The 14,010-nt window shown below is 67.3% G+C and carries 10 protein-coding genes; 4 read left to right on the forward strand and 6 right to left on the reverse strand.

The annotated features are described in order from the left end of the window. Positions 1 to 12: 12 nt before the first annotated feature. Complete coding sequence (locus tag G3T37_RS02745) at positions 13 to 2,472, forward strand: DNA gyrase/topoisomerase IV subunit A (RefSeq protein WP_163471936.1); 2,460 nt, start codon at positions 13 to 15, stop codon at positions 2,470 to 2,472. A 5-nt stretch (positions 2,473 to 2,477) separates the two neighbouring features. Here the strand turns inward: G3T37_RS02745 and G3T37_RS02750 are convergent, their stop codons facing one another. Continuing rightward, complete coding sequence (locus G3T37_RS02750) at positions 2,478 to 4,562, reverse strand: toprim domain-containing protein (protein ID WP_163471937.1); 2,085 nt, start codon at positions 4,560 to 4,562, stop codon at positions 2,478 to 2,480. A gap of 209 nt (positions 4,563 to 4,771) precedes the next feature. On the opposite strand from G3T37_RS02750, the gene G3T37_RS02755 reads away from it, so the two are divergent. Then, on the forward strand, positions 4,772 to 4,999 hold the full coding sequence (locus G3T37_RS02755; protein WP_163471938.1) for a DUF7455 domain-containing protein: 228 nt from the start codon (positions 4,772 to 4,774) through the stop codon (positions 4,997 to 4,999). Between the two features lie 24 nt (positions 5,000 to 5,023). Here G3T37_RS02755 and G3T37_RS02760 read toward each other — a convergent pair whose 3' ends face one another. The 5 genes from G3T37_RS02760 to G3T37_RS02780 all read right to left on the reverse strand — a co-directional run bounded on the left by G3T37_RS02760 (position 5,024) and on the right by G3T37_RS02780 (position 10,879). Beyond that, positions 5,024 to 5,764: a type 1 glutamine amidotransferase gene (locus G3T37_RS02760; RefSeq protein ID WP_163471939.1), complete on the reverse strand. Its 741-nt coding sequence runs from the start codon at positions 5,762 to 5,764 to the stop codon at positions 5,024 to 5,026. Further along, positions 5,761 to 7,008, reverse strand: a complete 1,248-nt coding sequence (locus tag G3T37_RS02765; RefSeq protein WP_163471940.1) for a MurT ligase domain-containing protein — start codon at positions 7,006 to 7,008, stop codon at positions 5,761 to 5,763. The genes G3T37_RS02760 and G3T37_RS02765 overlap by 4 nt, the downstream gene beginning before the upstream one ends. A 3-nt stretch (positions 7,009 to 7,011) precedes the next feature. Further along, the gene (locus G3T37_RS02770) at positions 7,012 to 8,361 is read right to left on the reverse strand and encodes an RNA polymerase sigma factor (protein ID WP_163471941.1); all 1,350 of its coding nucleotides are present in this window, start codon (positions 8,359 to 8,361) and stop codon (positions 7,012 to 7,014) included. 197 nt (positions 8,362 to 8,558) lie between these two features. Continuing rightward, entirely contained in the window at positions 8,559 to 9,887 is a 1,329-nt protein-coding gene (locus G3T37_RS02775) for an MFS transporter (RefSeq protein ID WP_163471942.1), read from the reverse strand. Positions 9,888 to 9,958: 71 nt separating this feature from the next. Next, positions 9,959 to 10,879 carry a proteasome assembly chaperone family protein gene (locus G3T37_RS02780; protein WP_163471943.1) on the reverse strand — a complete coding sequence of 307 codons (921 nt, stop codon included), beginning with the start codon at positions 10,877 to 10,879 and terminating at the stop codon, positions 9,959 to 9,961. Between the two features lie 114 nt (positions 10,880 to 10,993). Between G3T37_RS02780 and G3T37_RS02785 the strand changes: the two genes are divergently transcribed. Beyond that, the gene (locus G3T37_RS02785; RefSeq protein ID WP_163471944.1) at positions 10,994 to 12,478 is read left to right on the forward strand and encodes a leucyl aminopeptidase; all 1,485 of its coding nucleotides are present in this window, start codon (positions 10,994 to 10,996) and stop codon (positions 12,476 to 12,478) included. Positions 12,479 to 12,575: 97 nt separating this feature from the next. After that, positions 12,576 to 13,949, forward strand: coding sequence for a dihydrolipoyl dehydrogenase (gene lpdA / locus G3T37_RS02790; protein WP_163471945.1), 1,374 nt, complete (start codon positions 12,576 to 12,578; stop codon positions 13,947 to 13,949). Positions 13,950 to 14,010: the final 61 nt, after the last annotated feature.

Here is a 14,010-nt window from a genome sequence, read left to right on the forward strand (position 1 = left end):
GGGGGCAATCTTATGGCTACTCCCGAAAATCCTCCCGCCGAGTTCCAGGGCGAGCGCATCGAGGACGTCGATGTCTCCGCCGAAATGCAGGGCTCATTCCTCGAATACGCGTACTCGGTCATCTACTCGCGTGCCCTGCCTGACGCGCGCGACGGCCTGAAGCCCGTCCAGCGGCGAATCCTGTTCCAGATGACCGAGATGGGCTTGCGCCCCGACCGCGGGCACGTCAAGTCGGCCCGCGTGGTCGGCGACGTCATGGGCAAGCTGCACCCCCACGGCGACGCCTCGATCTACGACGCGATGGTGCGACTCACGCAGGACTTCGTCATGCGGGTTCCCCTCATCGACGGGCACGGCAACTTCGGTTCGCTGGACGACGGCCCCGCTGCGCCGCGCTACACCGAGGCACGGCTGCAGGCCGCCGCACTCGCGATGACCGACGGTCTCGATGAGGATGTCGTGGACTTCGTGCCCAACTACGACAATCAGCTGACACAGCCCGAGGTGCTCCCGGCCGCCTTCCCCAACCTGCTCGTCAACGGCGCCAGCGGAATCGCTGTCGGCATGGCGACGAACATGGCGCCGCACAACCTGATCGAGGTCATCGGTGCGGCACGCCACCTCCTGGAGCACCCGGACGCGACGCTCGACGAACTCATGGAGTTCGTGCCCGGGCCGGATCTGCCGACCGGAGGTACGATCATCGGCCTCGCCGGCATCCGGGATGCCTACGCCACGGGCCGAGGCGCGTTCAAGACGCGAGCCAAGGTGACCGTCGAGAACATCTCGGCGCGGAAGTCCGGGTTGGTCGTCACCGAGCTGCCTTACCTCGTCGGCCCCGAGAAGGTCATCGAGAAGATCAAAGACGGAGTCGGCTCCAAGAAGCTGAGCGGCATCTCCGACGTGACCGACCTGACCGACCGGAAGCACGGCTTGCGTCTCGTGATCGGGATCAAGACCGGATTCAGCCCCGAGGCCGTACTCGAACAGCTCTATCGACTGACGCCGCTCGAGGACAGCTTCAACATCAACAACGTCGCCCTCGTAGACGGCGGACCGCGCACCCTCGGGCTCAAGGAGCTCCTTCAGGTCTACGTCGACCACCGCCTCCAGGTGGTGTCCCGTCGGAGCGCGTTCCGGCTCGCCCGCAAGCGCGAACGGTTGCATCTCGTCGAGGGGCTGCTCATCGCGATCCTCGACATCGATGAGGTCATTCAGGTCATCCGCACGAGCGATGACAGCGAACAGGCGCGAACCCGACTGATCGAGGTCTTCGACCTCAGTCAGGTGCAGGCGGAGTACATCCTCGAACTGCGGCTGCGACGCCTCACCCGATTCAGCCGTATCGAGCTCGAAGCGGAGCGTGATCAGCTGCATCGCGAGATCGAGGAACTCGAGGAGATCCTCGCCAGCCCGGCCCGCCTGCGCGCTCTGGTCTCGGACGAACTCGAGGATGCTGCGGAACGCTTTGGCACGCCGCGCCGCACCCTGCTCACGGAGGCCCGTCCGTCGGTCGCAACGGCCTCGCGGTCCTCCCGCACGGCACCCGTTCTCGAGATCGCGGACACGCCGTGCCGGGTGTATCTGTCGACGACGGGGCGCGCCGTTCGCGTCGACCTGGGCGAGGGCGACGCCGAGTCCTCCGTCGCCCGTCGCCGAAGCAAGCACGACGCGATACGTGCGTCGCTCGTGACCACGAGCCGCACCGAGATCGGAGCGGTCACCAACCGTGGGCGGCTCATCCGCTTCACGGCCGTCGACCTCCCATCGGTGCCCAGCAGTTCGCTGCAGCTCGCCGCGGGGACGCGCATCAGCGACTACCTCGCGCTGGCAGACAAGAAGGAACGCGTGCTGGGACTCGTCTCGCTCGACTCCGACGCCGCGGTCGCGCTCGGCACCGCGCAGGGCGTCGTCAAGCGCGTCGCACCCGGTGGCTACCCCGCGAAGCCCGAGGTGGAGATCATTTCGCTTAAGCCAGGCGATGAGGTCGTGGGCGTCGCGCAGACGAGCGACGAGGCCGAACTCGTGTTCATCTCCTCCGACACCCAGCTGCTGCACTTCTCGGCCGCGGCGGTGCGCCCCCAGGGTCTCAGCGCGAGCGGAATGGCGGGCATCAACCTCTCCGCTTCCGCTCGCGTGCTGTTCTTCGGTGCCGTGGCGGCGGGCGACGACGCGGTCGTGGTCACCGTATCGGGCCGATCAGATGCGCTCCCGGGAACGGACCCCGGGCGGGCCAAGGTGTCCTCCTTCGACGAGTTCCCTGGCAAGGGCCGCGCCACCGGCGGCGTGCGATCGCACAGCCTGCTCAAGGGCGAGGATGCCCTGCTCCTGGCCTGGGCCGGAACGGATCCCGCGGCCGCGGTCGCCGCGGACGGCGCGCCCCGCACCCTGCCGTCACGGGGCGCCAAACGCGACGCCTCCGGCACCCCGCTCGATGCGGTGATCGGATCGATCGGCGAGACGCTGCGCTGACGGCGTCAGACGTCGATGCGGGAGCGATTCAGCCCGTCGCCCGCGATGATGAATTCCTTGCGCGGGGCGACGTCGTTGCCCATGAGCAGTTCGAACACGCGCGCCGCGTCTTCCGCGTCTGAGACCCGCACTCGTCGAAGCGTGCGGTAGCGGCGATCCATCGTCGTCGACGCCAGCTGGTCGGCATCCATCTCGCCCAGCCCCTTGTAGCGCTGGATCGGATCCTGATACCGCTTGCCCTGCTTCTTCAAGCCGGCAAGCACACCGGTAAGCTCCGCCTCGGAATAGGTGTAGATGGTCTCGTTCGGCTTCGATCCCGGATTCATGACGACGACGCGGTGCAGCGGAGGCACCGCCGCGAACACCCGCCCCGCCTCGATCATCGGTCGCATGTACCGGAAGAACAGCGTGAGCAGCAGGGTACGGATGTGCGCACCGTCGACATCGGCATCACTCATCATGATGACCTTGCCGTAGCGCGCCTGATCGAGGTCGAAGCTTCGCCCGGAGCCGGCGCCGATCACCTGGATGATCGACGCGCACTCCGCGTTCGACAGCATGTCGGACACGGACGCCTTCTGAACATTGAGGATCTTGCCGCGGATGGGAAGGAGCGCCTGGTACTCGCTGTCCCGAGCCAGCTTCGCGGTGCCGAGAGCGGAGTCTCCCTCCACGATCATCAATTCGCTGTTCAGCACGTCGTTCGAGCGGCAGTCCACCAGCTTCGCCGGGAGCGAGGAGCTCTCGAGCGCGTTCTTCCGCCGCTGCGTCTCCTTGTGCGCCCTCGCGGAGATGCGTGATTTCATCTCCGCCACGATCTTGTCGAGCAGCAGGGCCGACTGCGCCTTGTCGTCGCGCTTGCTGGACGAGAAGCGCTCGCTCATCGCTGTCGAGACGACATTCGCGACGATCGTCCGCACCGCCGGCGTACCGAGGATCTCCTTGGTCTGCCCCTCGAATTGCGGTTCGGGGAGTCGCACGGTGAGAACCGCCGTGAGACCCGCCAGGATGTCGTCCTTCTCGAGCTTGTCGGTGCCCACCTTGAGGCGGCGCGCGTTCTGCTCCACCTGGGAACGCAGGAACTTCATCATCCCCTGCTCGAAGCCCGTCTGGTGGGTACCGCCCTTGGGCGTCGCGATGATATTCACGAAACTCTTGAACACGGTGTCGTAGCCGGTACCCCAGCGCAGTGCGATGTCGACCTCGCAACTGCGGGTGAGCTCGGTCGGAACCATCGCTCCCGTCTCCTGCAGCACCGGCACCGTCTCGGTGAACGTGCCCGACCCCTTGATGCGCCACGTATCGGTGAGCGCTTGATCGGGAGACAGGAAGTCGACGAACTCGCCGATCCCGCCCTCGTACTTGAAGAGCTGTGTCACCGGCTCGGGACCCCGCCGATCGGAGATCTCGATGCCGAGTCCCGACACCAGGAAGGCCGTCTGGCGGGCGCGCGCCATGAGTTCCTCCGTCTGGAAGTCGGCGCCCTTCGTGAAGATCTGGCGATCCGCCCAGTAGCGGATGCGCGTGCCGGTCACCCCTCGGGCGACCTTGCCCACGACGCGCAGCTCGCTCCCCGACACGAACGGAGAGAACGGCGCGTCGGGCGTCGGATGCGCGGGATCCACGTCGGCGAAGGTTCCGGGCTCGCCGCGATGGAAGGACATCGCGTACGTCTTTCCGTCGCGGTCGACCTGCACGTCCAGCCGCTCGGAGAGCGCGTTCACCACCGAGGCGCCCACGCCGTGCAAGCCACCGGACGCGGCATAGGAACCAGAGCCGAATTTTCCGCCCGCGTGAAGTTTGGTGAAGACGACCTCGACGCCAGTCAAGCCGGTCTTCGGCTCGATGTCGACCGGAATCCCGCGGGCGCGGTCGTGGACCTCCACCGACTCGTCCGGGTGGAGAATGACGTCGATCAGGTCACCGTGGCCGCCGAGGGCCTCGTCGACGGAATTGTCGATGATCTCCCAGAGACAGTGCATGAGTCCACGCGCGTCCGTCGAGCCGATGTACATGCCCGGCCGCTTGCGAACGGCCTCGAGACCCTCCAGCACGGAGAGGTGGCGGGCGGAGTAGTCGGAACTCGGCACGAGAACTCCCAGGGGTCGAATGCGGTCACCCGCGCGGACACAGCGTTCTCAGACTAATGACTGCCACCGGCCCTCCCCGTCACCGACACCCGCCCGGATTGGGGGGTACGCGTACAGCGAAATGAAGGGCAAAAGACCCACGCGTGTAACACGGTCATGGTTGTATTGCGGGAAGGGAAATTGTTGATCTAGCCCGAAGGAGCAGCCCAATGTCTCAGACCGCAACCGAGAACGTCACCGAGCTCGACTCCGTCTACGAACTGACCGCGCTCGACCGCTGCGACAGCTGCGGCGCTCAGGCCTACGTGCGCGTCACCATGGCAACCGGCGAACTGTACTTCTGCGCGCACCACGGTGCGGAGTTCAAGGAGAAGCTGTCGGCCACCGCGCTGGAGTGGCACGACGAGTCGGCCCGCCTCCTCACCGAGAAGGCCTGACCCCCTCCGTCACCACAAGGATTGTCAGGCGACGTCCGTCGCCGAGAGCCCGAGCCGCGTCGCAATCACACTGCGCGCGGCTCGCGCTGTTTCATCCACGAGTTCCGCGGGAGCAGTGCGTGCGGTGTATCCGGCACCGAGAACCTGGCTCAACAGATCGTCGGCAAGGGCGGGATTCTTGGCGAGCACCGGGCCGTGGAGGTGGGTGGCGATGACGGTGTCGTCGACGAGGCCCTCGGCGCGGTCATCCGAGCCGTTGCCGCGGCCGTAGACCACCCGGCCCAGGGGCACCGAGCCCGCGGGGAGCACGACGTCGCGAAGGTGGTTCTCGAAGCCGACCAATCGCCCGAACGGGGAGTCGACGACGAGGTCGTCGGTGACCCGCCCGCTCCCGGCGACCGCGCGCCCCGGGAGCAGCGCGAGTCCCTCGAGAGTCTGACCGTCGAGGTGGATGGTCTGGCCGAGCAACTCCCAGCCCGTGCCGATCGCGAGGATTCGCGTTCCCGCGTCCCGCCATCGGCGAAGCGTGGTGGCCGCGGGCCGAAGAGCGTCCAGGAGGGCCGGGAGTACCGGGTCGGTCGCCGACCCCACGACGACGACGTCCGGCCGACCCTTGGGAACGGGGTCACCCAGTCTCCAGTCGACACGCTGCGCGGAGAATCCGGCCCAGCGTGCGCGCGCTGTCAGGACGAGCGCGTTCTCGGCGTCTCCGTTGACATTGGTCTGCTCTGCGAAAACGGTGAGAACGGTGAGATCGGCGGTCATACGAGTCCCAGATGTGCGCGAGTCCGGCGCATCGAGTCTGCCGTGAAGATCACGGTCTTGATCCCGGTGCGGGGGGCAGGGAGAGCGAGGAAGGTGTCGATGGCGTGCGCGAGGTCGTGGTCGACGGCTCCCACCTCCACGCCCCGATAGCGCAGCTGAAGGGCGAGCTCGTCGGCCTTCGACCCGCTCACCACGGCGACCCGACCGAGCGAGGAGCTGTCGACGGGCCAGAAGTAGGAGGGATCCCGCACGTCTGACCCCATTGCGAAGAAGAGCTGGTCGAGACCCTTCTCGAGGCTGTCCACGTTGAGCTGATAGCTCGCGGGATTCTGGACCAGCACGAATTCGACCTGCTGATCGCGCACGGTCACGATCTCGCCGCGGCCGAAGACCGGGGCGACGGCACTGATTGACGTGGTGGCCCGCTCGGCATCGAAGTCAGCACCGAGTACGGCGCGGGCGCCCGCCAGGGCCGCGGCGGCATCGACCGCGTAGTGCGTGCCACGGGCGGGCAAGGTGATCGGATGCTCGCCCCCGGCGATACTGAGTCGCGCCGACCGGCCATCGACCTCGGTCACGACCGTGCCGTCCCGCTGGGCGAGGCGCGTCGCCGCGGTCTGCGCGTATCCGAGGCCGCGGGGATTCGCCGCGAGCACGCCCTGGCTCACTCCGTACGGGGCGATGACGGTACCCGGCGCGCGGTGCGCGGCCAGCTCGAGCAGCATCGCGTCATCGGCGTTGATGACGAGCGAGCCCGTGGCGCGAGAGGCGATCGTGCCGAGCATGCCCGCCACCTTCTCGGAGTCGTGAAAGCGATCGATCTGGTCGGTCATGACGTTGGTGAGGACGACGACGCGCGGAGCCAATTGCGGCGCGATGAGCGCGCCGTGGCCCTCGTCCATCTCCAGCACGGCGATGTCTGCGAGGATCCGGCCCCGCAGATCGACGCGTTCGAGCAGAGCGCTCGTCAATCCCTGACTGATATTCGCGGTCGAGGGATTGGTGAACACGCGAAGCCCGTGCGCCTCGAGCACGGCGACCAGCATCTTCGTCGTCGTGGACTTGCCGCTCGACCCCGACACGATTACGAGGCCCTGCGGAAAGCCGGCGAGCGTCGCGCTCAGGAACCGGGGCGCGAGTCGATTGACGACCAGCCCGGGCACCGCGGATCCGCCGCCGCGCTTACGCAGACGGGCCGCGACTCGGACCAGCCGTCCGATGAGGATGGCGGGGGCGAACGCCACGTCCTACTCGAGGTAGTCGCGGAGCGACTGCGACCGGGACGGGTGACGGAGCTTCGCCATCGTCTTCGACTCGATCTGACGGATGCGCTCGCGCGTCACCCCGAAGGTGTCACCGATCTGGTCGAGTGTCTTCGGCATACCGTCACCCAGCCCGAAGCGCATGCGGATAACGCCCGCTTCGCGCTCGGACAGTGAATCGAGCAGAGACTCGAGCTGCTTCTGCAGCATCGTGAACCCCACCGCATCGGCCGGGACAACAGCCTCGGTGTCCTCGATGAGGTCACCGAACTCGCTGTCGCCGTCTTCGCCGAGCGGCGTGTGCAGCGAGATCGGCTCACGACCGTACTTCTGAACCTCGATGACCTTCTCAGGCGTCATGTCGAGCTCACGGCTCAACTCCTCCGGGGTGGGCTCGCGGCCCAGGTCCTGAAGCATCTGGCGCTGGACGCGGGCGAGCTTGTTGATGACCTCGACCATGTGGACCGGAATGCGGATGGTGCGCGCCTGGTCGGCCATCGCACGCGTGATCGCCTGCCGGATCCACCAGGTCGCGTAGGTGGAGAACTTGAATCCCTTGGTGTAGTCGAACTTCTCGACGGCACGAATGAGGCCGAGGTTGCCCTCCTGGATTAGGTCGAGGAACTGCATGCCGCGGCCGGTGTAACGCTTCGCGAGCGAGACCACGAGGCGGAGGTTCGCGCCGAGCAGATGACTCTTGGCGCGCTGGCCATCCTTCGCGACCCAGAGCAGCTCGCGACCGAGGGACGACTTGCGTTCGGCCTCCGACATCTGCGAGAGCTTGTCCTCGGCGAAGAGTCCCGCCTCGATGCGCATGGCGAGCTCGACCTCTTCGGCGGCGTTGAGGAGAGCGACCTTGCCGATCTGCTTGAGGTAGTCCTTGACCGGGTCGGCGGTGGCGCCGGTGATGGCGCTCGAGTAGACCGGCACCTCGTCGTCGTCGTCCACGAGGGAGAGAACGAGCGCGCCGGAGGGGAGCTCCTCCTCGAGCTTCGGCTTCGCATCCTCGTCGTCGTCATCGACGACCGTGTCGTCGACGACCACGTCTTTGACGGCGTCGTCATCGACCACGTCGACCTCAACGTCAACGTCGACGACGACCGCCTCGACGTCGTCGTCCAGTTCCTCGTCGACCTCGTCGACCTCGTCATCGGTGGCCGCGCCACGCTTGGCGCGCGTCGGTGCCTTGGCAGCGGGCGCCTTGGCGGCAGGTGCCTTGGCGGCGGGCGCCTTGGCGGCGGGCTTCGCAGCGCGCGCCTTCGGGGCAGCGGGGGCGGTGGGGTCGACGCTGACCTCATCCGATTCGAGGGTTGCAGTCTTGGTCCGGGTAGCCATGAGTGACACCTTTCCGGTTTGTTTCGTGCGGGTTACCTGCACGCGGGCACAACTAAGACCCTTGTCAAGTCGGGGGGCCCGACACGATGAACGCGTCAGAGGCCGGAACGACGGGACCGGGTCTCAGACTTAATTATTGCACGCTTCCTCGACAAGTCTTGCCAAAGTGCGTCGTGGTGGGCTATTAGGCCGCCACGTCACTCGCGGCGCCTGCGCCAGGCTCTGGAGAGTGCAACCCACAGGGGGGCGACGTCTATTCCCTCCTGCTCGTGCAGACGGCGTCTGGTCTGGCGGCGGGAAATGATCACGAAGACCACGCCCACGCCCACGACGAGGTATTGCACGAGGAAGGCGACCCGAAACCCGGTGAGCGTGTAGAGCTGACCGGAGCCGGCACCGCCACTCGCCCGACTGACCAGGTCGAGCACGATCCCGATGAGGAACATCATGATGAACGACGCGAGAAAGCCGCCGACGTTCACGATGCCGTTCGCCGAGCCGAGGCTGCGCAAGGGGTTGAAGGTTCGCGCGAAGTCGAAGCCGATGAGCGATCCCGGACCACCGATGGCGATGACGACGATCAGGAGAATCACCGCCCACAATGGTGGATGCCCGGGCCAGGCGAGCACGACCGCCCAGGCCAGCCCCATCGCGACGACGATGCCGAGCACGAGACTGCTCCGGCGCATCGGATGACGCGCCGTCAGGACACCGAGGATCGGGCCCGCGATCACCGCCGTGACGACCATGAGAGTGAGCAGCAGGGACGCGTTCTGCGGTCCGTATCCCAGGGCGACCGACAGGAACGGAAATCCCCACAGCAGGGCGAAGACGTTGCCCGACGACTGGGTCACGAAGTGCGACCAGAAGCCGAGTCGCGTGCCCGGCCTGGCCAGGGCATCCAGGAGACCGCGGAGCGGCGAGGCCGACCCATGCACGACGGGCACGGAAGAAGTGATGGGCGAGGTGCCATTGCGGACGAAGGCGGCCACACCGAGAAACGCGAGGGCCGAGAGCGAGGCCGCGCTGAGGAACGTCGGGGTCCACCCCGCCGCGTGGAGCAGCAGCGAGAGCGGCACCGCCGACAGGATCTGGCCGGTCTGGCCCAGCGTGCCGAGCCACTGCGAGACGATCGGCAGCGTTCTGCCCGAGAACCAGTTGGCGATGAGCCGGAGGATGGAGATGAACGTCATCGCGTCGCCCGCGCCGACGAGCATCCTGCCCGCGATCGCGACGCCGATCGTGGGCGAGAGCGCCAGGGTGGTCTGCCCCACCATCATGAGGGCGGCACCCACGAGGATGAGCAGGCGGGGCCCGGTGCGGTCCAGCAGGATGCCCACCGGCACTTGAAGACCGGCGTACACGATCAACTGCACGACCGCGAGCGTGGACAGCACCGCGGCGGAGATCTCGAACCGGTCCGTCGCCGCGACGCCCGCGACCCCGAGAGAGGACCGCTGCAGGACCGCCACGATGTAGGCGAAGACCGCGAACCCGAAGACGAGCCAGGATCGTCGAGAGTTCACGCTGCCAGTCTACCGACGGGCCGTCGCTTCTCGGCGGCTCGTGCGGCGGGGCGCGCGCGCCTCGCCGCCGATCAGATCGACGGTGTGTCGTCGTCGCGCCGCATCGCCAGGAAGTTCTGCAGCTCGGCGGCGATCGCGTCGGCGGTCGGCAATTCGCCGTCCTCGTCGGTCAGCGGCGAGCGCAGAGGATTGTCGAGCATGTAGCTGTCGTGGCGCTCCTCGAGCGTGCTGACGAGTTTCGCGAGCTCCGGGTTGTTCTGCACCTGGTCATCGATCTTGACGAGGAACTCGCGTCCCGACTCGCGCAGCGCGTCGGTCGGGAAGATCAGGCCCGTCGCTGCACTCACGCTCTCCAGCGCGGCGACCGCGGCGAGCGGGAACTCGGTGTCTCCCAGGTAGTGCGGGATCAACAGCACGAATCCCGCCGTGGGGTGATCGAGCTGCTGCAGCCGGTATTCGACGAGGTGGAGCGCGTTGGCCGGCGCCTGGGTCTGCGGCTTCCACACCGACAGCGTCTCGGTGAGCTCCGAGCGATTGCCGCTCACCGTCACGCCGATCGGCCGCGTGTGCGGGACCGGCATCGGGATGGCATGCACCCAGGTCGTCGACTTCACGTCGAAACGGGCGACGAGATCGAGGATCGCCGCGGTGAATCGCTCCCATTTGAAGTCCGGTTCGTAGCCGGTGAGGAGCAGGAACGGCTGACCCACTTCATCCTGCGCGAGCGACAGCGCGAGCTGAGACGGGGTGAAGTCGGCCAGGTGGTCGCGATCGAAGTAGATGATCGGGCGTCGCGCCCGGTAGTCGAGCAGTTCGTCGTTGTCGAAGCGCGCGACGATGTGGTGATCGAGCGAATCGATGAGGTAGTCGTTGAACTGCGACACGGCCGACCCCGCGTCGGCGAAACCGGTCAGGCCGGCGACGAGGGGCAACCCGCGGGGCACCTCATCAGGGTCGACAAGCAGGTCGTAGAGACCATCGGGATCGCGCATGCCACAACTCTAATCGGCGGTGCCGCGGCACTTCCGGCCGGGGCGCGCTGTGGCGTCATGCCCTCAGCGAACACGGCGGCGAGGGCCGCTCCGGGGGCTCGGTAGCATGGCGGGATGACCGTCCCCGCCCTCCACGTCCTGTCCGACTCCCCCGCCGCAGCCATCGGCGACGTGCTCGTGGTCGGAGTTGTGAAGACCGACTCCGGACCACGCCTCCTCGGCGAGACCGCCGCGCTTCCGGGCATCCCGGACGATCTCACAGCAATCGGATTCGGCGGCGGCGTCGACGAGCTGCGGCGGATCCCCTCGGCCGACGGGGTCGCCTCGTCGAGCATCGCACTCATCGGGGTGGGGACCGACGTGACGCCGACGAGCCTGCGCTACGCGGCCGGATCAGCGCTGCGGCAGCTCCGCGGCGTCGACCGCGTCACCGTCGCCCTCCCCGCCGACGACGACGACGCCCTGCTCGCCGTGCTCGAGGGCGCCGCCATGGGCGCCTACCTCTACACGGCCTACCGATCCGCGCCCGACGAGGGCGCGCGTGCTCCCCGCGACGTCGCCGTGCTGTCCGCGGTGACGGAGTACCACTCCATCGTCGCCCGTGCCGCTCTCGTCGCCGGAGCCGTGGCGACGGTCAAGAACCTCGTCAACACTCCACCCTCCGACCTGTTCCCCGAGACCCTCACGACCGAGGCGCTGCGGCTCGCCGAGGATGCCCCGGTGGAGGTCGAGGTGCTGCGCGAGGAGGAGTTGGCCGCCAGTGGATTCGGCGGGATCCTCGGGGTCGGGCTGGGCTCAAGTCGCGGACCCAGGCTGGTCAAAGTGACCTACTCCCCCGTCGAGGCGAGCAAGCACCTCGCGCTCGTCGGCAAGGGAATCACCTTCGACTCCGGCGGACTCTCGTTGAAGCCTCCCGTGTCGATGGTCGGCATGAAGTACGACATGACGGGAGCCGCGACCGTTCTCGCCGTCACTCTCGCGGCCGCGCGGCTGGGCCTCAACGTCAAGATCACCGCCTGGTTGTGCCTCGCCGAGAACCTGCCCTCGGGCACCGCGATGCGGCCCAACGACGTATTGCGGATTCGCGGCGGCAAGACCGTCGAGGTGCTGAACACGGATGCCGAGGGCCGCCTGGTCCTGGCCGACGGCCTCGTCGCCGCGAGCGAGGAACTCCCCGACGCGATCGTCGACGTCGCGACGCTGACCGGCGCGCAGCGCGTGGCGCTCGGTGACCGCGTGTCCGCCGTCATCGGGGACGCCGCACTCTCACAGACGCTCGTCGAACTCGCGGATGCCGCGGGCGAGAGCTTCTGGGCAATGCCCATGCCCGCCGAACTGCGCGCGATGCTCAACTCGGACGTCGCCGACATCGCGAACGTGAAGCCCGGAAACACCGCCGCAGGGATGCTCGTCGCGGGTGTCTTCCTGCGAGAGTTCGTGGGGAATGCTGCCGACGGTAACCGTATTCCCTGGGCACACCTCGACATCGCCGGCCCCTCCGACAACGGCGGCGGCGGGTACGGCTTCACCGCTAAGGGGCCGACCGGCGTCACGGTCCGGGCGCTCCTGTCACTGGCCGAGTATTTTTCTGTCGCGTAGTAGGGTTTTGGAGGCGGGCGAGACCCGCCCACACGGCCGCTGACATATCGTGCCAGCCGGCCTTCGCACGAATCCTGAAGCACGAGGGAGTTGCTGGGTGTCGGAACAGAACTTTGACATTGTGGTTCTCGGTGCAGGCAGTGGTGGCTACGCCGCTGCGCTGCGCGCGAGTGAGCTCGGCCTGTCGGTCGGATTGATCGAGAAGGGCAAGCTGGGCGGCACCTGCCTCCACGTCGGCTGCATTCCCACCAAGGCACTGCTCCACTCCGCCGAGGTCGCAGACGTCGCGCGTGAGTCCGCCAAGTACGGTGTGACCACCACCTTCGGCGGAATCGACATCTCCGCCGTGACGGCCTACCGCGAGGGAATCGTCGCGAGCAAGTGGAAGGGCCTCCAGGGCCTCATCAAGGCGCGCGGCATCACCGTCATCGAGGGCGAGGGTCGACTCGTCTCGCCCACCACCGTGCAGGTCGGCGACGACACGATCGTCGGCAAGAACGTCGTCCTCGCGACCGGTTCCTACTCTCGGTCACTCCCAGGACTCGAGATCGGTGGTCGCGTGATCACCTCGGAGCAGGCGCTCCAGCTCGACTTCGTTCCGCAGAAGGTCGCGGTTCTCGGCGGCGGCGTCATCGGCGTCGAATTCTCGAGCGTGTGGAAGTCCTGGGGCGCGGACGTCACCATCATCGAGGCGCTGCCGCACCTGGTACCCAACGAGGACGAGTCCGTCTCGAAGCAGTTCGAGCGCGCGTTCCGCAAGCGCGGCATCAACTTCACCACGGGGGTCCGCTTCCAGTCGGTCGTGCAGAACGAGAACGGCGTTGTCGTGACCCTCGAGAACGGTGCCACGGTCGAAGCGGAGCTGCTCCTCGTCGCCGTGGGCCGCGGCCCGTCGACGGCGGGTCTCGGCTTCGAGGAGGTCGGCGTGACGATGGATCGCGGATACGTCCTCACCGACGAGCGCCTGCGGACCAACATCCCCGGAGTCTTCGCTGTCGGCGACATCGTGCCCGGTCTGCAGCTCGCGCACCGCGGGTTCCAGCAGGGCATCTTCGTCGCGGAGGAGATCGCCGGCCTGAACCCGGTCGTCATCGAAGACGTCAACATCCCCAAGGTCACCTACAGCGACCCGGAGGTCGCGTCGGTCGGACTCTCCGAGGCGAAGGCCGCCGAGAAGTACGGTGCCGACAAGATCACGGCCTACGACTACAACCTCGCGGGCAACGGCAAGAGCCACATCATCGGCACCTCGGGCTCGATCAAGGTCGTCCGCGTGAACGACGGTCCGGTCGTCGGCGTGCACATGATCGGCGCCCGCGTCGGCGAGCTGATCGGCGAGGCACAGCTCGCGGTGAACTGGGAGGCGTACCCCGAGGACATCGCGCCGCTGGTCCACGCGCACCCGACGCAGAACGAGGCGCTCGGCGAGGCGTTCCTCGCGCTCGCGGGCAAGCCCCTGCACGCGATCTAGACCGTCGCGCATCCACCGGAACTAAGCTACACACTGCAGCATTTGTAAATAAGGAGCATCA

Source organism: Galbitalea soli (assembly GCF_010686725.1).
In the GTDB taxonomy this organism is placed as follows: domain Bacteria; phylum Actinomycetota; class Actinomycetes; order Actinomycetales; family Microbacteriaceae; genus Galbitalea; species Galbitalea soli.